The organism is uncultured Bacteroides sp. (assembly GCF_902491285.1).
In the GTDB taxonomy this organism is placed as follows: domain Bacteria; phylum Bacteroidota; class Bacteroidia; order Bacteroidales; family Bacteroidaceae; genus Bacteroides.
Genome location: NZ_CABUHK010000006.1, coordinates 94,441 through 114,620 on the forward strand (window position 1 = coordinate 94,441; position 20,180 = coordinate 114,620).

At 40.5% G+C, this 20,180-nt stretch carries 10 protein-coding genes and 2 pseudogenes; 7 read left to right on the forward strand and 5 right to left on the reverse strand.

Going from position 1 to position 20,180, the window contains the following annotated elements; translation table 11 throughout:
• Window positions 1–25 precede the first annotated feature (25 nt).
• Both RDN93_RS02830 and RDN93_RS02835 read right to left on the reverse strand, forming a co-directional pair.
• Window positions 26–2,296, reverse strand: coding sequence for a glycoside hydrolase family 95-like protein (locus RDN93_RS02830; RefSeq protein WP_308744138.1), 2,271 nt, complete (start codon window positions 2,294–2,296; stop codon window positions 26–28).
• Between the two features lie 134 nt (window positions 2,297–2,430).
• Complete coding sequence (locus RDN93_RS02835) at window positions 2,431–6,363, reverse strand: ATP-binding protein (protein WP_308744139.1); 3,933 nt, start codon at window positions 6,361–6,363, stop codon at window positions 2,431–2,433.
• Between the two features lie 943 nt (window positions 6,364–7,306).
• Here RDN93_RS02835 and RDN93_RS02840 point away from each other — a divergent pair.
• From RDN93_RS02840 to RDN93_RS02865, 7 genes and pseudogenes are all read left to right on the forward strand, one after another.
• Window positions 7,307–7,534, forward strand: a pseudogene (locus tag RDN93_RS02840) (hypothetical protein); the annotation flags it as partial.
• Window positions 7,535–7,637: 103 nt separating this feature from the next.
• Window positions 7,638–7,878 (forward strand): annotated as a pseudogene (locus tag RDN93_RS22055) (hypothetical protein); the annotation flags it as partial.
• A gap of 99 nt (window positions 7,879–7,977) precedes the next feature.
• Entirely contained in the window at window positions 7,978–8,553 is a 576-nt protein-coding gene (locus RDN93_RS02845) for an RNA polymerase sigma-70 factor (RefSeq protein WP_308744141.1), read from the forward strand.
• Between the two features lie 72 nt (window positions 8,554–8,625).
• Complete coding sequence (locus RDN93_RS02850; protein ID WP_308744142.1) at window positions 8,626–9,708, forward strand: FecR domain-containing protein; 1,083 nt, start codon at window positions 8,626–8,628, stop codon at window positions 9,706–9,708.
• Between the two features lie 210 nt (window positions 9,709–9,918).
• Window positions 9,919–13,374, forward strand: a complete 3,456-nt coding sequence (locus RDN93_RS02855) for a SusC/RagA family TonB-linked outer membrane protein (RefSeq protein ID WP_308744143.1) — start codon at window positions 9,919–9,921, stop codon at window positions 13,372–13,374.
• A gap of 20 nt (window positions 13,375–13,394) precedes the next feature.
• The gene (locus tag RDN93_RS02860; RefSeq protein WP_308744144.1) at window positions 13,395–14,765 is read left to right on the forward strand and encodes a RagB/SusD family nutrient uptake outer membrane protein; all 1,371 of its coding nucleotides are present in this window, start codon (window positions 13,395–13,397) and stop codon (window positions 14,763–14,765) included.
• Entirely contained in the window at window positions 14,762–16,927 is a 2,166-nt protein-coding gene (locus RDN93_RS02865; RefSeq protein ID WP_308744145.1) for a redoxin domain-containing protein, read from the forward strand. The genes RDN93_RS02860 and RDN93_RS02865 overlap by 4 nt, the downstream gene beginning before the upstream one ends.
• Before the next feature lie 92 nt (window positions 16,928–17,019).
• Here RDN93_RS02865 and RDN93_RS02870 read toward each other — a convergent pair whose 3' ends face one another.
• From RDN93_RS02870 to lepB (RDN93_RS02880), 3 genes are read right to left on the reverse strand one after another with little or no spacing between them, the layout of a single operon-like run.
• Complete coding sequence (locus tag RDN93_RS02870; protein ID WP_308744146.1) at window positions 17,020–17,673, reverse strand: WbqC family protein; 654 nt, start codon at window positions 17,671–17,673, stop codon at window positions 17,020–17,022.
• A 19-nt stretch (window positions 17,674–17,692) separates the two neighbouring features.
• Entirely contained in the window at window positions 17,693–18,631 is a 939-nt protein-coding gene (gene lepB, locus RDN93_RS02875; protein ID WP_308744148.1) for a signal peptidase I, read from the reverse strand.
• Window positions 18,632–18,675: 44 nt separating this feature from the next.
• A complete protein-coding gene (lepB, locus tag RDN93_RS02880) occupies window positions 18,676–20,160 on the reverse strand; it encodes a signal peptidase I (protein WP_308744153.1) in 1,485 nt (494 codons plus the stop codon).
• Between the last annotated feature and the right edge of the window lie 20 nt (window positions 20,161–20,180).

Sequence of the window (20,180 nt, forward strand, 5' to 3'; positions counted from 1 at the left end):
ATGAAACTGAGGACGAATCCGACTATTATTCAAGTATAAAAGTCTCACCCGGAATCATCTGTTTTATCTCTATCTTTTGGGTGAACGGATTAAAAAGGCGTAATTCACCTTTATTTTCTGAATATATCTCAATTCTTGCTATCTTACCATCCGAATAATCAGCGTTGACCAGGAAACCGCCCATTGCACGCATTTTCTTAAATGAAGCATTCTTCCAGCTTTCAGGCAGAGCTGGGAATACTCTTATAACTCCTGTGTGACTTTGTAGAAGCATTTCCTGAATGGCTGCGGCGCAAGCAAAATTACCTTCAAGGGTAAAAGGACGATATTTAAAAGAAGAATAGCCTTTTCCTGTCTGGTCTCCATTCAGATGAAAACTGTTGGGAGCGCAGAATGCCTTTATGAAAATATGTAGGGCTTTTGAAGCTGCATCACCGTCAAATACACGCGCCTTCATATTGGCCAACCAAGCATAAGTGTATCCACACCATGCCGATGTGCCTTGCTCCTCTACATTATATATAGAACGTCTAATAAGTTTCTCCACGTCTTTTCCTTGTGAGATATCTAAAAGTCCTAACGGATGAAAGGCTAATAAATGGGACAAATGCCTATGCGACTCTTTGAAGGGAAAATCGGGGGCAATCAAAAGTCCTGTCTCGTTTACAGCAAAATCCGGCCATTCTTCAAGCATTTTTTTCCAATGTTCTGCGTCTTCATTCAGACCCAATACATTTGCCATTTCTATTGCCGCTCCATACACAAAACGAATCGCAGCCAAATCATAGTTCGTTGTCTGCCGGAACCATGCATCCAGCCGATTGTCATTAATCTCCGGCGAAGAAGACAAAGGGAGTTTGCGAAGGCCATACTCATCTTTTATAGATATATTATCAAAAAACAAGGCTGCATTCTTTATCCACGGATAAGCCCGTTCCTTTAAAAACATACTGTCGGCAGTATATTTCCATTGAAGATAAAAATGATGGGCTAACCATCCGTTGGCTGTAGGTTGATGAGAATAAGGACTCCATCCGCCTATGGCTTTGCCTTCCAAAGTTGCAATGCCAGGTATATTCAAGCCGGTAACGCCAAAGAACTTTTTTGTAAACCTTTCACCGTTGTCCTTTATTTTCCATAACCAATCCGTAAATACGGAACTCGCTTCAATGTGATTCGCTGCATATCCGGGCCAATAACTCAGTTGTGTATTCAAGTCATTATGAAAATCTCCACGCCATGGCGGAGTCTGACCATTGTCGGCTGTCCATACAGCCTGCAAACAGATAGGCGGCGCACCTTTTTGTGAGGCGGAACCGAATTTATACATTTCCAGATACCACTGGCGTTCAAGTGTCTTATCGTCCGGCAGGGTTATTTCGCACTCCGACCAGTAGTTCTTCCACCATTCCTGATGTTCAGCCAAAGCCTTTTCGTAAGATTTTGAATTTTGCTTTAAGAATTTATCAGCCTTGCAAGATTCGCTATACCAAGTCCCGTGAGTTGTAAGTGCGTAACGCCCCTCGACTATGCTATCTGATATATTTATCCAGTTTAAGGCTACGGAATATGAAATATCGCCATATACTTTCTGATTATAAACAATGCTGTTACCAGTCCTTAAGACCTTGCCTGTTTGATAACCAAGGCGTGTAAGAAGACTTTGACCATTATTGTCTTTTATATGCTCTACTTCTTTTTTATCTTCTTGAAAGCGTGGAGGTACAAATTTGAATTGTAGTTCCCGAGGCAGATTGATAAATCTGAAATACCCTATCTTGTCAACCGCATTTGTAAAGAATTGGGCTTCAACCCCATTTCCCCAGATTATGGTACATACGGCGGTATGCAAATCCAATGCGACACGTTCTACTTCACCAAAACAAGAAACAGGTATTTCCAAAGCACCTGCTGGTAATTTTGTAGGAGCCACATCTTCTCTAGTACGTGCATCTATGAGTTTGTCTACACGTGATATGTCTTTCTTGCCAATAACTTCATCGCATATAAATCCGTATGAATATTGTGAAGACTCAAACTCCTCGACTGGACGTAAATCCCACAAATCGGCTTTATCTAGAGACAAGCGTAATACGTCTCCCTTTTGCCATATCAAGGTACCCATAATGCCATTACCTAATGGAATACCTTCATCCCAGACTTTGGGTAATGTTTTAAAACTCAGTCCATGGCTCTTTTTTACATCACTTAAATGAAATGATTCTGAAGCATTCAATGAATTAGCAACACAAAGTGTCAATGCCGTAACAAGGCATATGTGCCATTTGATTCTCATAAATAATAAATATAAAGTTGGTACACGTTAATAAACAACGCAAAATTAACCGACTTATACATTTTGGATTTGCGTCTATTGTATTTTGTTTATGATAAAATAGTACGAAAAACTTTTATTACATATGTATGATATTACAAATTCTCATTTTTTTTCCTATACGCTTGAGGAGTGACTCCGTAAAAGTCCTTAAAGCATTTGCTGAAATAACGAGGTGAAGTAAAGCCCAGCCTGTAAGCAATTTCAGAAATGTTAAGTGTAGGAGATTCCTTAAGCATTTTCAACCCTTCTTTAAGTTTTATGTGTAAGGTGAATTCGTTTGGCGTGATACCCGTTGCTTCTTTTATTCGTATATAAAGTTTGCTTCTACCCATATTTACTTCAGAAGCCAATACATTCATATCAAACTCCGGATTATCAAAGTTCTTCTTTATGATTTCAGTTACCTGTTCTACGAATTGTAAGTCTGTAACATTGGCAACAACCGACACTCCCTTGTCTTCAATCTGAATATTTCTAAGGTTTTCAAATATTAAACGGCGGTTTTTAACCAGACTGTTACAACGGGACATCAGCATCTTTACATTAAATGGCTTGGTGACATAATCGTCTGCGCCGAACATATATCCCTCTACAGTATGCTCTTCGGATGTCTGTGCGGTGAGTAGGACCACAGGTATATGTGATAACTCGAGACTGTTTTTTATTTTATAACACATCTCTTTGCCTGTCATAATGGGCATCATTACATCACTAAGAATGATGGCAGGATACAGTTTTTGTGCCATATCAAACCCTTCGGCACCATTGCGGGCACTGAAAACCTTATATACGGGCATGAATATTTCTTCGAGCATCGTAAGAATGTCATCGTCATCTTCTACTATGAGCATTACCGGTTTTACTGGGATATCATCCGAAATCTCATTTTCCGGAACCGTAGTAGAGACTTCATCATCAAGTTCAACGGAAATATCATTTGAAACGGCATCCGTTAAGAGTCGTTTCTCTTTCAAATTCAGTTCTTCAGTGGTAAAATGTGAGTTACCCGCCGGCAATAGCACTCTGAATGTACTGCCTTTGTCTACCTCGCTATTCACCTCTATGCGTCCTTTGTGTAACTCGACAATGCCTTTTGTCAATGCAAGACCTATGCCGGTACCTCTCAACGGTTCTTTCGGAGCATTGTCCGCCTGATAAAAACGGTTAAAGATTTTATCTACTGATTCGGAAGCAATGCCACAGCCGTTATCTTTTACTTCTATTTCCAGCATTTCGTGCGATGAAGCCACTTTTATGCTTATATTACCATTGACAGGTGTATATTTAAAGGCATTCGAGAGTAAATTGAATATTACTTTTTGTAACTGTATCCCGTCAAACCATGCCTCAATATTTTGGCTTGTATGATAAAAGTTATATTCTATACCACGTTTGTCGGCATATTCCTTGAATGAATCAAATATATCACGGACAAATGATACCAAGTCGTACTTTTCTACTTTCAACTGCAGATAGCCTTGTTCTTGTTTACGGAAATCAAGCAGTTCGGTTATCAGGTTACGCATATTAAGGCTGTTCTTGTATATACGTTGCAGTTTGCGCTGTACTGATAGCGACAATCCTTCATTTTGAATCAAGGTCTCGAGCTGCCCCATAATTAAGGTGAGAGGGGTGCGAAACTCGTGGGATATGTTTGTGAAGAAACGTAGTTTCAACTTGTTCACTTCTTCTATACGCTGTTTTTCGCGTTTTTCGTTCTCTAATGACAAGGCTAACTTTTGACGCGTCAAACTTATACGCCAATAACTATAAAATATAGCGATGATTATCACAAAATATATGATATATGCATAGATGTTTGCATACCACGGATGAGAGACGTTTATGAAAAGGGAGATCTCATCTTTTCCCGCTCCGCCAAGTTTGTTGCCTACCTTGCGGATTATAAGCTTATATTTTCCGGGCGGGATATTTGTATAGTTTATATTTGTGCTTTCTGTAGTACCCCATCCTTTATCAAAACCTTCAAGCATATAGTAATATGCAGTCGTGTGGGCTAAACCGATATAATTGGAATTGGCAAAGGTAAAAGATATGTTGTTCTGGTTGTGTTTAAGGTTAATCTCGTCGGTATACGCTAATGTCTTGCTCAATATGCCGCTATTGTCCGAAGGAGATATCAGACTATTATTGATATACAGGGTCTCTAAGTGGAAAAAGTCGTCTCCTATTGAATTCAGTACAGTCTTATATTTTTTATAATCCAAAGACATCATGCCACCTACTCCTCCCATATACACTACATCATTGGGCGACACATATATGCCGCATACGTCTATAACGGTAGAAATCATTCCTTTATCAGCTTGGAAATCTACAGTCTTCACCAACCTCTCATCCTGCATAAAAATGGAAAATCCCTTATCGTTTGTAATAAAGACATCTCCTTTCTCTGTTTCAGCGATGTTGTAACAGAAATTACTCAACAACCCGTTTTCTTCATGAAGATATTGCTTCAATGTCTTTGAGTCCATGTCATAAGAGAAAAAGCCTGCCCCCAAGGTGGATATATATAGATTATTCCCTTTCTTGGCAGGTAACACTTTGGTTATTCTGATATGCTTGGGTAATCTGTTTTCCAGTCCGTACAGCCTGATAAATTCCGAGGTACGGATATTGTAAAGATATATATTCTCCTTGGAAGTCAGCCAAATGTTATCATTTTGATCTATTTCCATAGAGATTATATCGGCATGATAATCCACTATCGAAAAAACGTTTGTCTTCACATCTAAAGTCCAGAAACCATTGGTGGCAGTGATGTATAAAATGCCGTCATGATATTTACAGCAATGTATCCTGTCGCTGGGAGATTTCTCTTTTGTGCTATGTTCCAGATAATTATAGAAAGTCTTTGTCTTCCTGTCATACTTGCTTAAGCCGCCGGTATATGTTCCTATATATACACAATCTCTCTCATTGTCGTATGCCATGGATTTGACATTGTTATGAAGAATGGAATTTGGCATTGATGCGTCAAAATAGGTAAACGAGCCATTTTGTTTGTTATATACATTTATACCTCCCCCGTCAGTAGCAATCCATAAGTTATGTTCTCGGTCTTCAAAGACTTGTCCGACAATAGGAAAACTCAGGTTCCTGCCATCTTTACTATTGTTGTTACGATAATAAGAAAAAAGATCGAACTCAGTATTGAAATAGTTGACTCCTCCATAGTAACTTCCCACCCAAATGGTATTCTGAATGTCTTTATAAAGAGAAAAGACGGAGTTGTGTTCAAGCGTACCGGCTATGTTTTCCGCACGATAAACTTTATACTCATCCTTTTCGGGATCATACATCTGAAGTCCATCGAATGTGCCGAACCAGATTCGTTTTCGGTTATCTTCCACAAACTCGCGAATTTGCGGACTAACCACTCTTGAGGGAGAGATGGTTTCTTCAATTATCTTATTATCGGCCTTTATGCGATACAGGCCATTCATACGCGATGCCACCCAGAATTCGCCTGACGAACTTTGAAAAATCTTGTAGATTTCGATATCGGGCAATATACATTCCACTTTTTCGTCTTTTACCCTAAAAAGTCCGTTCTTCGTTCCTATATAAAAAATTCCCGATTTGTACTCCATGCAAGTTATATAAGGAATGTCGTATCTTTTTTGAAACGAAATCGGACAGTCGGGAACATACGACATCAATGAATCTTTTACAAAATAATATAATTTCCCTTCATAGAAATTCATTGTTCTCACGCCATTTGAAGAGATTTCCGTAAACTTGTCTTTCAATAAGTTGTATTCAAGTAGTGTATTATTGTTTATTATAAAGACTCTTTCTTTTCCATCACCAAGGATTTGCGAAACATTCCCGCGTAAGTTTTTTGTCTCCACTTTCCCTTCAACCAAAGATTGGTACTTGGTTATTCGCGAAATCTTATTACCGTTATAAATATTTAATCCCTCAGTTGTTCCGAACCACATTCTGCCAAGTGGATCCTGATATATAGAAACTACCGAAAGAGAGGAAAGACCGTCTTTCATTCCTATCTTCTTAAAATACTGGGCGTATGAAGATGCAAACGTGAAAAAACACGATAGTATTAAAAATGAAATTCTATAACTTAACATAAATGATAAAATTAACAAAGGTCTATTCTTTTACGTACGAATATGAGTACATATATAAATCGAATCTATAAAGAACGTAATGTTCTATGAGACAAAAATACGAAAAAAATAATATTCCTGAATACCGGACAAGAATATTTGTAGTCTTTTACGGATGAACCCCAGCCCGAATTCTTCCGGACGTATCTCTTTCAGGGGAAGAGGAGTTGGAATAAATGTTTCACGAGCTCAAAGTCTCAAAATATAATAGCCTATGTGGATCTATTCTAAAAGTATAAAAACGGATATTCACAGCTTTCACCCTTAGATGGATAATTAGGAATCAGTGACTTATGGGTGAAACGGGACATCTAATATAAAGTATTCGTTCTTCACTCCATTCACCTTGCTTTTTTCAAATATGCTATGAGCTAAAATAAATATGCTATAAGCAAAAACGAATATGCTTATAGCAAAATGAAATATGCTCATAGCAAATATTCCGTTAAGTATTAACATTTGAACTATCAGGTATTAATACTCTATCCCTAGGGTGTTAATATCTGAGTTGTTGGGCATATATGCCCAAGGCGCAGGAGCTATATATCCAAGACGTTGGAACTATATGCCCAACACATTGGGGCTATATGGGCAATAAACGTTGTAAGGCAAATTTTGAGATGTGAAGGGAGTGAAGAACGAATACTTTATATTTGATGTCCCGTTTCACCCATAAGTGGCTGATTCATAGTTGTTCATCTAAAGGTGAAACTGGTGAACCCTTTGAACATATATTATAGTTATAGGTTAATCTTAGAGGTTTTGTACTGAGTTTATTATTATGCTTTCTAAATTATATGGATTTTCTATCTCCTTTTCTAATGCTAATCGTCAGCAAGGTGCCGATGCGGTAGGTAGTTTGATTAATTGCGTAATAGATACAACCAAAAATAGTTGGCAATTTAGGAAAATGAGTCGGGCTAACTATATACATCTTGAGAATGTATTATACCTGCTGAGCCGATTGGAAGCAGAAACTAATGAAGAAAAAGATGATAAAACGGAAAATGATATTATGATTAAAGCCGAATGTAACGGGAAGTAAAATATCTGTGACCTGCCCGATAGAAAAGGAGTTCAATCTTTTGTGCTCCTTCTTTTTATTGTCGTAACTTTGTCTGCGGATAATCAGATAAAAACGAACTGTTATGAAAAACGCAATCTTTTGGATTCTATACCTTTTATTTTACCTCTTCAGGCACAGCAGAAACTCCCTTTTCGCAGAAGCGGGGAAGTGCCACGCAACTTGTTGTAGATGGCAAACCGTTTCTAGTTATTGGTGGAGAATTGGGTAACTCTTCGCCTTCCTCTGTTGAGGATATCGAACGTATTTTTCCGAAATTGCAACGTATGGGCTTGAATACGGTTCTGGTTCCCGCATATTGGGACTTCTACTTGATAGTGCCTTTTTTACTTCTTTGTCAGATGATAAGGTGATTTTTTGTATTTGATGTCACAGCAAATGAAAAAAATCACTTTCTTTGCATTATGATGCAAAAATGGCAAGAAGAACTGAAAAAGGGAAACGAAAAAGCTTTTAGTATCATTTTTAATGAATATTATAGCCTTTTGTGTGCTGTTTCTTATCAATATGTGCAAGATGTACAGATAAGTGAGGCAGTAGCAGAAGATGTATTCTTTACACTTTGGGAAAAGCGTAATGAAGTTTTGCCCGTATCTTCATTGAGGGCTTATCTGATGAAGGCTGTTCGTAATCATAGTATAGATTATCTGCGTACGCAGAAAAATGAGTTGTTTCTGGATTTGGAATCTGTTGCTTCCCGTTGTTTTGTGCGCGAGGAGGATATTTTCGAACGATATGTTATGGAAGAATTGGAGGTGATGATAAGTGAAAAAATAGCCTTGCTTCCTGAAGAATGCCAAAAAGTTTTCTATCTGAGCCGATACGAGAGTAAAAGTTATGCTGAAATATCAGAAGAGCTGGGTGTATCTATAAATACTGTTAAGTATCACATAAAGAATGCCTTATCGACTCTCCGTAAAGAACTGGAACCTTATCTTCTGCTCATTCTGAGCATCTACTTTTCACTTTTCTCAAAATAAATTAAAAAAAAGTTCCTTTTTGACTACCCTTTAATGAGTCTTTTATCGTCATTAGATAAAAAGATACTATTTATGCCTATTGATAATCTTGAAGAAATGATTGTTCGTCAATTAAGTAACAATCTGACAGAAAAGGAAGCGGATGAGCTTTTGAACTGGTATAATTCCTCTGAGGACAACAAGAAGTTATACAATGATTATTGTGTATTACTTAAGGCTCAATCGATTGCGTTGGACAAACGGTTGTTTGAGAAAGATAATATGCGTTCCTGGAAACGGCTGAGAAGGCGGATACAGCAAAGAAGGGTTAGCGGCTTTTGGCTGCCTGTCTTGAGATATGCCTCGGTGGCTGTTGTTGCTCTGCTGGTCGGGATGGGTATTCATATGTTTTTGAGTGATGCGGATACTGCCACAGGCGGTATGCAGGTCACAGTGCCTGCAGGCTCTAAATCTAAAATAGTGTTGCCCGACGGAACATCTGTATGGCTGAACTCTGGTTCAAAGTTGACTTATACCGGAGATTTCGGGAAAATCAATCGTGTTATTTATCTGGACGGAGAAGGCTTTTTCGACGTTACGAAGAATAAGGAAATACCTTTTGAAGTATATGCGGGAGAGGCTCGCATACGAGTATTGGGTACACAGTTCAATATGAAAGCCTATTCGATGGATGAAAGAAAACGAATCACTTTACTGGAGGGAAGCCTGAGTGTGGCTGTGAATGATACCAAAAGTGGGGGGAAGGTTATCGTTCCTAATGAGCAGGCGGTCATCGTGAAGGGAAGTTCCGATATTCATGTTCGTCAGGTAAAGGCTGCGAATTACGTTTCGTGGACGGAAACCAGAAAGGAGGTTCTGGCTGCCGTTGAACCCAAGGCGGATAAACTGTTGCCCCAGATGCAGATTCCTAACCAGACTTTCCGCAACACTTTGTTTTTCGATGAAGAACCATTGTCGCAGATTGTGAAAGATTTGAGCCGGGCGTACAATGTCACTATTCAAATTGCTGATAAAGAGATTGCGGCGGATATCTACTACGGAGATTTCCGTAATGAAGAAAGTGTATACGAGATTCTGGATGTAATCACATCTTCCGGAGATATCTATTACGAGATAAGAGATAATAAAATAATAATCAATAAGAATATCAATTAAATAATAGCCTATGGATAAATGAAGAGAGAGCCGATGTTAAAAAGATGAACCGATAATGCGCCAACACTACCGGTTCGGATTCAGAATGTAAATTGGATATTAATACATTAAGAAGATTACAAAAATATGGAATATAAAGTAAATAGTTTATTAAGAAAGAGCTTTTTTTGCCTAAATAACATTTATTTCCCATGCAGGTGTCTCCATGGAGTGTTACTGTTGTTCTTCCTGCTATTTTCGGTGGGGACGACTACTATTTCCGCACAGTCAAATTCGGGAAATGCCGATACGCAAACCCTGAGTGTCAAAGAAGCCTTGGAACAGGTCAAAGTTCGTATGGGATATTCAATCTGGTTCAACGTGCAGGATGTGGACTTGACCAAAAGAGTCGTTGTCAAGTTTCAGAACCGGACGGTTACCGAACTTTTGAATGTGATATTGAAAGGGCAACCGCTGACGTATGAGATTAACGGTAAGATGATACAGATTCGCCGTCAGGCTACCGGAGCTCAAAAAGATGACAAATATCATTTGGTCACGGGTAAGGTGACGGATGCGAATGACGGACAACCTTTAATAGGATGTAATGTACGCGTGAAAGACAAGAACATTGCTACTATTACGGATATTGATGGAAACTATTCAATAAAGATTGGAGAGAATGATGTACTTATTTTCTCATATATCGGATATGGGACAAAACAGAAGATGCCCGGTTCCAGTTCCAAAATGAACGTCAGTCTTTCCAATAACAGTATTTCGTTGGATGATGTGGTGGTGACAGGCTATCAGGTGATGAAAAAATATAATGTGACAGGAGCTGTAAATACTATCAATAGTAAGGATATCGAGTTACGAAGTAGTAATTCTTTGCAGGGAATATTGGAAGGTGCTGTTCCGGGCTTGACAGTATATAATAATGAGTATCGGATACGTGGTGGTGCATCTCTTAATTCGGGCAATAAACCGCTTTTTATCGTAGATGATTTTGAAGTGGAAGAGCTTCCCGAAAATATGGATATGGTAGAAAGTATCACAGTACTGAAAGATGCGGCGGCAGCAGCCATTTGGGGGTCCCGTGCAGCCAACGGAGTAGTAGTGATTACAACTAAAAAGGGGAAAGCTAATGATTTCCGCATTTCATATTCGGGCAATGTAAAGGTAAGCGCACAACCCGATTTCGATGATTTGCATCGGGTAAACTCTGAACAATTAATAGATTTTGACCGCACGGCATTCTTAGGAGGTTATTATTTCCCCGGTTATTTTGGTTATAGTAAAAGTGGATATTCTCTATCTCAGGAAATCATTAATGACTATACGCTGGATGATATGAACGATTTGACGGCACAGCAACTTGCTGCGATGGACAGCCGTCTGGGCAAATTGGCAACCAATTATAATCGTAAACAGATTGAAGATAATCTCTTGCGCAGTGCTTTGCAACAACATCATATGCTCTCTATCTCCGGTGGTACCGATAAGGTTAATTACTTCTTGTCAGGTAGTTTTATTGGTGGGCATTCATCTTATATCGGTGATAGTAATCAGTCTATTAATATCAACTCAAGGACATCTTATAAGATATTGCCTTTTCTGACTCTGCGCTCGGATATAATCGCTAATTTTGTGAAGAATGATAACGGGTATTCTTCTTTGTCAAGTGATATTTATAATTTGTATCCTTTCCAGATGTTGCTGGATGAAAATAATAACCGTATTGCTGATTACAGTAGCTTTAACCACGAATATTCTAAAACGATGGTTTCCCAGTATGGTTATTACGATCAGGGAAAGAATTTGTTGGATGAGGTTGATATGGCGAATGATAAAACAAACGGAGTGAATTATAAAGTACGTGTCGGAGCTGATTTCAAGATCATTAGCGGATTAAGCGTTTCAGCCGATTATCAATATGAGAAATCGTTGAGTACACACAAGAACATTATCTCAAAGAAAAGTTATGATGGCCGTACATTGATTAACTCGATGGCAGTTCCGAATAGTACAAACACACTGACTTATAACATTCCTAACAGTGATATACTTGATCACCAGCAAGCAACGACAGATGCTTGGATCCTGAAATTCGGAGCTACTTTGAACCGTAGTTTCGGAGCGGATAAACAGCACTATGTAAATGCTGTTGCAGGTTTTGAAATGCGTAGCAGGCATTATTATATGGAGAAATACCGTAAACTTGGGTATGATGACCAGATTCTGTCATGGCAACCTATTGACGCTGTTTCATTGCAGGATGGTGTGACATGGTGGAACGGGGATAAAAATAGATATTACTCTACCAGTTACGATGGCTTCAGTGATGTGCTGAATAAAGAAATCTCATATTTCTTGTCAGCAGTATATACATATGATAACCGCTATACATTGAGTGGTAGCATGCGTATTGATAAGTCGAATTTATTTGGTGTGAGTGATAAATATCGCCGTAACCCTATATGGGCATTGGGAGCCAACTGGAATGTGAAAAATGAGAAGTTCTTTGATGTCGATTTTATTTCTGCTTTGATGTTGCGTGCTTCTTGGGGGTTGACTGGTAATTTTGACCGTTCAGGTGGTACAACTCCGGTGATGGTAGGTAGAAGAACATACATACCGGCTGTCGGGGATTATGTAGTACGTTTGAGCACGCCACCCAATCCCAAACTTCGTTGGGAGCGAAATCGTTCAACAAATGTATCGTTGGATTTGGGCTTGTTTGACCGGATCAATGCAACATTTACTTACTATAATAATTCTTGTTATGATTTGTTGGGAAGTACATTGCTTGACCCGACCACGGGTTATGCCAGCGCAAGAATTAATGCTGCTGATATGACAAACAAAGGATTTGAACTCCAGTTGGGAGTTGATGTTCTCAAACTGCGTAATTTCAATTGGAATGTCAACTGGATTTTTGCTCATAACTCCAACAAGATTACCAATAATAACATTAATGAAAGCAGTCCTCACTTGAATCGTGTCACTGGTTTGACGGAATTTGTAGAGGGATACGCGCGTGAAGCTATTTGGAGTTATCGCTGGGCCGGACTGGATAGTAATGGGGAGCCGATGGTTTATGACAAGGATGGTAATAAGACATATGATATTGCTACATTAGATGCGGATGACCTGGAATACAGTGGTACTTATCAACCTAAATATAACGGAAGTTTCTCTACTTCATTTCAGTACAAGAACCTGCAAGCCAGCTTCTTATTTACCTATAATTTCGGTCATGTTTTCCGTGCCGAATATCCGAGTATGGATGCTTATGCTACTTCTCCTTCTCTTACCGATAAAATTGCAGATCGCTGGAGAGAACCGGGAGATGAGAACAAGACTGATATTGCTTGCCTGCCAACCATGGAAGCCAATTGGGCAAATACACAATATCGTTCTTATGCAGTGATGTATTCTTCCAATAGTATTCGTAATGGAAACATGATTCGTTTGCGTGAGATATTGTTGAATTATGAATTTCCGCAGAATTGGCTGAAACGTACGCCGCTTCGTCGTTTATCATTGACAGCACAATTTAATAATATCTGGTTGTGGGCCAAGAATAAGGAAGGGTATGATCCGGAAGCGGTAAATCCCAAGACAGGAGCGATGTCGTTCAGTCAGCCATTCTCGTTCACGGCAGGTATTAAAGTTGATTTCTAACAAAATATATCAATAGAAATATGAAGAAAATAGAATTGATGATAGTTGTTGTGGCTATGGTATTATTGGCTGCATGTGATGATTTTATCGATACTGTTCCTAAAGGTAAGGTAATTCCTACGACAATGGATGATTTTAAAAGCATGATTATTGATGTGACAGCTTCCAGTGTTGCCTATCCAATGGCAAATGTCTGTTCGGATGATGTTTTCAACTCAAACTTGAATGGGAATTCGTCTGCCGGAAAAGCTTATTACTGGATGGAAGATTTCTATAAGGAAAATGAAAAGGATCCGTCATGGAATACACCTTATGAGCAGATGTATAAGATGAACGTAGTCGTTCAATATGTGATGGACTCCACAGAAGGAACGCCGGAAGAAAAGGCGGCTATATTGGCAGAGGCGAAATGCTGGCGTGCTTATTATAATTGGTATTTACAGAGTTTGTATGCTCCTGCATATCAGGCTGGTACTGCATCAACGGATTTGAGTGTACCTTTAGCCCAGGTTCCGGATTTGGAGGCAAAATATAGTCGATCTACGGTTGAACAGGTAACAAATGCGATATGGGATGACCTGAAAAATGCCGAAACATTCCTGCCCGAAGATGCTGCTAACGGATATCGTCCGAATAAAGCGGCGGTGTATGCTTTGAAAGCTCGCATTTACTTTTATATGTGTGAGTATGATAAGGCGGCAGAACAAGCGAAACTTGCTTTGGGCAAAAACAGTGCATTGAACGATATGCGTACCTGGAGCTTCATGAGTGAAGAGATGCCTTTTGTCGGAATAATCAATAAACCTCTTAATTATCGCGAATCACCTGAAAAAATATGGTTTCAGGAAACAGGTTTCAATAGTATGCTTACCAGTTATTGTATTAGCGATGATCTGCAAGCTATGTATGGAGCAGCGGATTTGCGTTTTAAGTTCTGGTTTACGAACCGTGACCGTAGAGGGGACATCTGGGAAGACGGTCGCTACCGTTATCTTCAAGAGTTGGATTATAGTTTTACTGTTCCTGAAATGATGTTGATTGAAGCGGAGGCGTTAGCTCGTAAGAATGATACGAAAGCATTAGATATTTTAAATAATCTGCGTATCATGCGTTTCAAGACAGAGGACTATACACCGCTTACAAAAGCTGACGGACCGGACTTGCTTTCTATCGTTTTGGCCGAACGACGTCGGGAACTGGCTTTGAGCGGCCTGCGCTGGTTGGATATGAAACGTTTGGCTAAGGAAGGGCTCTATACTAAAACTTTGATTCGTACACTCAATGAAGTGGATTATAAATTGGAGCCTGATTCAAAGCTTTATGTATTTCCTATTCCGCCGCAGGTGCTCTCATTAAATTCGAATATAATTCCTAATGACCGTAAACAATGAAAAGATTTATAATTATTGCATTTTTGAATTTATTTGTCTGGGCTTTGTATGCCCAGACATCTCCGGTGAAGCTTTCCGGAGAGATTGAAGGTTTGAACGGAGCGGAAGTAGTTCTGTTGAATGCTGACAGGAACGAGGTGGTGCGTGTAAAGGGAAAAGGCAATAAGTTCTCGATGCGGGCAGATGTCGTGAAGGGGGACGGACGTGTGTATTATCTCTATGTTCCTTCGCTGGGGAAGCTGGGACCTGCCATGAATATACCTTATTTTTATTTCTTTATCGATAATGATGCCTTGGAAGTAAAAGCGGAGATTAAAGATAAGAATCTAAAGAGAGTTTCGGTGAAGAATTCGGCAGCTATGGATGAATATGATGCTTTGTACCAGAGTAATCCTTATCAAGATAAGGTATCGGAGGTCGGTGCACTTTACAATGAAGCTTTCAATGCATATAATACAGTATCGAAAACCGAAGAGAATCTGGCTAAATTGAAAAATCTTTCAGATTCTTTGCAGACGTTGTATGGAAAGTTGTCTCAGTCGTTCTTGGATATGATACCGTCCAATAAAAAGAGCGATGCGCTGTTTTTGATAGTGTATTCTTCTGTTCCGATGGAGACGGAGGCTGCCATCGAGAATGTGTTGCAGAAATTTGATGTGGATTTTATACAACGCAATTATTATGCAAAGGAGCTGCAGGAAAGATTGCGTTTGATGAAAGGAAGTGAAGTCGGCTCTGTCGCACCGGATTTTGAACTGAAAGATGCTCAGGGGAATCTTGTGAAACTGTCTTCATTGAGAGGCCAATATGTGCTGATTGATTTCTGGGCATCTTGGTGCGGACCTTGCCGGAAGGAGATTCCGAATGTGAAGAAGATCTGTTCTGAGTATAAAAATAAGGGGTTGCAGGTGCTGGGTGTGTCTATCGACAAGGATGAGAGCAAATGGCGGAAAGCTATTGAGGAAGAACAACTGGAATATTTGCAGTTGTGGGACCCGTCTATGACGACAGGCAAACTTTATAATTATAATGGAATTCCTTTTATTATTCTGATCGGACCTGACGGGAAAATTCTTGCGAGACAATTACGTGGTGAAGAATTGCGTCGGAAAGTAAGTGAATATATGGATAGCAAGCCATTCGAAATCTCAGTGAGGCTTTCTAAACCGTATAAAGGCAAAGTTTTTCTAACTTGTGTGAAAGACCGATTTACCAAATTGGATTCTTTACAAGTGGACGGGACTTCGTTTTCTTTCAAGGGAAACATTTCTCATGCGGATCAATATCGGTTAATGGCGCGCCCGTATGGTTTTGATGCTTATGTCTGTGTAGAACCCGGCGGTCATTATCAGGTGGATATTAATGAAGGCCGTAATTTTGTTGTTACGACACCAGACGGTAAGGAACAGTTGTTGATGAATGAGCTTCTAGCCGTGACAAGTCCAATAGAGAAACAGACTGAGACTCTTGCAAACCGTTATAGTAAACTCAAAGAGCAGAAAAAGGACGATGAGGCGGATAAGCTGCAGAAGCAAATGAGTCTTAACTGGGGAAGGAGTCAGGAAGCAAAACTTTCATTTATCAAGAAATATCCGAAGAGCTTTGTTGCCATGCTTACGGCAGGTGAACTATTGACGAATGATTATACTACTCTGAAGGAAGTCTATGAACTTGTAGATACAGTCAAGTACGCTTATTCATATTCCTGGCGGTCTTTTAAGAAGAAATATCAGGAAGCGGCGGATAAATGGATTCAAAATAAGAAAGCTCCCGATTTTATCACGAAAGATATGGATGGTAACACGGTGAAACTTAGTGACTTTAAAGGGAAATACCTGTTGCTTGATTTCTGGGCTTCCTGGTGTCGTCCTTGCCGGGCAAAGATGAAAGAGCTGAAAGAGGTATATCCTGAATTACAAAAGAAAGGGATTATCGTGTGTAGCATCAGTCTGGACGAGAAACGGGAACAATGGGAAAAGGCTACCCGTGAAGACGGGATTGTTTGGGCGAATACTTGTGACTTGAAGCCGTTCCGTACGAATGAGATTGCCGCAGCTTATAAGGTTACGAGTGTGCCGACTTTATTTGTTATCGATCCGCAAGGGGTTATTATAAGCCAGAATCCAAGTTTGGAAGAAATATTGCAGTTGGAACTCAAATAGGCACTTCGTGCTTTTGAGTTTTATTAAATGATAGTTCGCTGTATTGTACTATACGTAATGATGATAATTATAGTACAATACAGCGAATATAATTATAATTGATTATCTTCTCTCTTATTTAATATCAGAACGCTTTCCGGTCCCATATTAAACAACAAATCGATAATACTCAAATTGGGAAGGAAGCCCAGTTTGGACTCGAAGACCTGATAATAAGGCTGCGGTACAAACTCCGTATCCGCTGTCCGGAAATCCTTTTTAGGATGGATAATCTCCCGGAAATCGGCTTCTTCGGAAGTGAACTCCATCTTATACTCGGAAGTACGTTCCATATTAGGATGAATATCTGTCAGTTCGCAGACTAATCGACAAAGTTCCTCGTTGAAATCGGCCAAAAACTCATATTTCTTCTCGTAGAAAGGGCGGAAATCATCTTTGTAGTATTCAAAGAAAGGAGTACTGTTGTAAGCGGATTCAATAGCGTTCCAATGTAGGTGTCTCCAGTTTCCGTGGTCGGAGATACGGATGTCCTTCATCGGACATTTCAGCGTATCGGGCTTTACGGTCGGAATGGAAAGGGCTAATTCTCCGCCGGGACCGGCAATCGTACAACGGTTGCGGTAGGTCTGCTTGATATAGTGATCATGTTGCTCTACAAATATCTTGTCGTAAGCCAGTAATTTGGTGTAGTACTCGACGGGAGCGAGGTAAGCCGAAGATAAATAAGCTGTTTTCATATCTTTCATTTTATACGTTTGGGAGTTTTTATTTCACCGTCCGGAAGAAACGGTTCCATCGGTATCCGTCAAATAAGCCTGTCTCTTTCTCTTTGGAGAACCAGATGAGAGAGGCTTTTCCGATGATATGGTCTTGCGGTACAAATCCGAAAAGGCGCGAGTCGGACAGGTTGATAGTATTGTTTGCCCCCATCCAATAGTAATCTTTGGTGAAATAACAGTGTTGTGTGGGTTTTCCGTCCACATATAGGGTATCGTTTTTAATTTCCGCCTGTCTGCCCTCATGCATTACGAGAGTATTCCTCAACAAGGTAATGTTCCAGGGATATACCCGGATATATTTTCCCTTGCCGGGGACAATCAGAGGTTTCCGTTCAATGTCTTGTTTCGGGGATAAAGGTTGTAGCCAGTTTTGCCCGTACATGGCTTGTTCCAACAGGTAGTATTCATATCGGCTGAAACTACGTACGTGGGTACTGTCATTGCTTCCCATTAATCCGTTGTCGGTAATGGAGAGCGTGTGCATAAGTGAGGTAATCAGGCTCTCTTTGGAGACGGGATAAGCATAAAGTCTCTTTTTGTCCGGGTTGAACTTCGTTTCGGGGGAAACGGCAGAGAATAAAGAATCTACGAATAAGGTATCACCCGGAACGCCGATACAACGGCTGATATAGATTTTCCGCCGGTCGATAACCGGTTGCCGGATATCGGCAGGATTGTTGAAAAGAAGGATGTCCTGTCGCCGTACGGGACGTTCACCCCAACGGTGGTAGGAGAATACCGACATCAGAGGAAGCCGCAGCCCGTAGCTCCATTTGTTGACCAAAATGCGTTCGCCTTGGAAAATGGAGTTCTCCATGCCGGTGGACGGGATAAGGCAGGACGTAAAAGCAAATCCCCGGAGCAGAAGCACAACGACTGCTACTCCGGCAAATGCTAGTATCCATTTGAATTTACGAATGTTCATCAATTCTTATCACCTTATCACTCTGTTATGCCAGTACGCACTTATCAGTCTACCCACTTGAACAGGCGGTTCCAACGAATCTTACCGTCAAACCATCCGCGGTCTTTGTCAAGCGATAGCCATACAACAATAGGCTTGCCTACTACGTGGTCTTCGGGAACGAAACCCCAGTAACGGGAGTCGGCAGAGTTGTGGCGGTTGTCACCCATCATCCAGTAATAATCCATCTTAAAGGTATATTGGTCGGTCTTTTCACCGTTGATGTAGATGCCGTCCGGCTTGATTTCCAGTTTGTTGCCTTCGTAAGCTACGATGCAACGTTCGTAGATAGGAAGATTATCCTCTGTCAGTGTGATGGTGGCTCCTTTGGCAGGAATCCAGATAGGACCGTAGTTGTTGCGGTTCCACTTCGTATAGAGATTCAGCGGATACATCTGTCCTGCGTAGTCTTCCGGTTCCATTACGATTTTGCTGATAAGTTTTTTATTGCCGGAGAGGGTTTCGTACATTTTTTTGGTCAGAGGAAGATGATAGACAGGGTTCAGTTTGCCTTGTGCGTTCCGGCTGTCGAGTCCCATTTCCAACAGTCCCATTTCCCAACCGGAGTCTTCTATCAGCATTTGGTCGGCTTTGCTGATGCCCAGTTCGCGGAACATATCGTCTGTGATATACGGTCCCGTTGTCTGTACGAAATAATTAAATTGCAGGTTTTCGGGGTTCTTGATGGCTTTGCCGTCAATCATCACTTGGCCGTCTACGATCTGAAGCGTATCACCGGGAAGGCCTACACAACGTTTTACGTAGTTCTCACGACGGTCTACCGGACGCCAGAGGACTTCTCCGTAGCTGCGCGGATTATTCAAAATCTGTTGCCGTCCGGCGGCATAATACAAATCATATATGGCACGTTGCTGTGCGCGGGTCAAGCTGTCCATCTCAACCTGTTTCGGGTAGATGCGTTGTCCTTCGCCGTAAGCCAGTGTATAGAAGTCAGTTGTCTGCTGATAATTCACTGCTACCGTATCGCCTGCCGGGAAGTTGAACACAACAATGTCATTCAGTTTTACCTTGCCGAATCCCGGTACCCGCTTGTATTTCCATTGCGGCCACTCGATATACGATTTGGTGTTGACGAGCGGTAGTGTATGTTGTGCCAGCGGCATGGAAAGCGGAGTGTTCGGTACACGTGGCCCGTAGCTCATCTTGCTCACATACAGGAAGTCGCCTACCAGCAATGACTTCTCCAAAGAAGAAGAGGGAATCTGGTAGTTCTGGAAGATATAGATATTGACGAAGTAGACGGCAACCAATGCGAAAACGATAGCGTCTACCCAGCTCATGATATTGCGTACCGCCGGATTCTTCGACCTTTTCCAAAAAGACCAGGGTATTTTCTTGGTAATATAAATATCGAAAATAAAAGGAACAACAATTAATCCCCACCAACTCCGTACCCAAAGCAGGAAGGCGAGATAAAGTAGGATAGCAATGGCGCATTTGATCCATTGTGCGCGTGTGGCTTGTCTCATAATGTTATATTTGTTTAGAA

Excerpts from the sequence above, each read along its gene's own strand:
- RDN93_RS02830 (WP_308744138.1), bottom strand. The coding sequence starts at position 2,296 with ATGAGAATCAAATGGCACATATGCCTTGTTACGGCATTGACACTTTGT.
- RDN93_RS02835 (WP_308744139.1), bottom strand. The coding sequence starts at position 6,363 with ATGAAAGACGGTCTTTCCTCTCTTTCGGTAGTTTCTATATATCAGGAT.
- RDN93_RS02845 (WP_308744141.1), top strand. The coding sequence starts at position 7,978 with ATGATGCAAAAATGGCAAGAAGAACTGAAAAAGGGAAACGAAAAAGCT.
- RDN93_RS02850 (WP_308744142.1), top strand. The coding sequence starts at position 8,626 with ATGCCTATTGATAATCTTGAAGAAATGATTGTTCGTCAATTAAGTAAC.
- RDN93_RS02860 (WP_308744144.1), top strand. The coding sequence starts at position 13,395 with ATGAAGAAAATAGAATTGATGATAGTTGTTGTGGCTATGGTATTATTG.
- RDN93_RS02865 (WP_308744145.1), top strand. The coding sequence starts at position 14,762 with ATGAAAAGATTTATAATTATTGCATTTTTGAATTTATTTGTCTGGGCT.
- RDN93_RS02870 (WP_308744146.1), bottom strand. The coding sequence starts at position 17,673 with ATGAAAGATATGAAAACAGCTTATTTATCTTCGGCTTACCTCGCTCCC.
- lepB (WP_308744148.1), bottom strand. The coding sequence starts at position 18,631 with ATGAACATTCGTAAATTCAAATGGATACTAGCATTTGCCGGAGTAGCA.
- lepB (WP_308744153.1), bottom strand. The coding sequence starts at position 20,160 with ATGAGACAAGCCACACGCGCACAATGGATCAAATGCGCCATTGCTATC.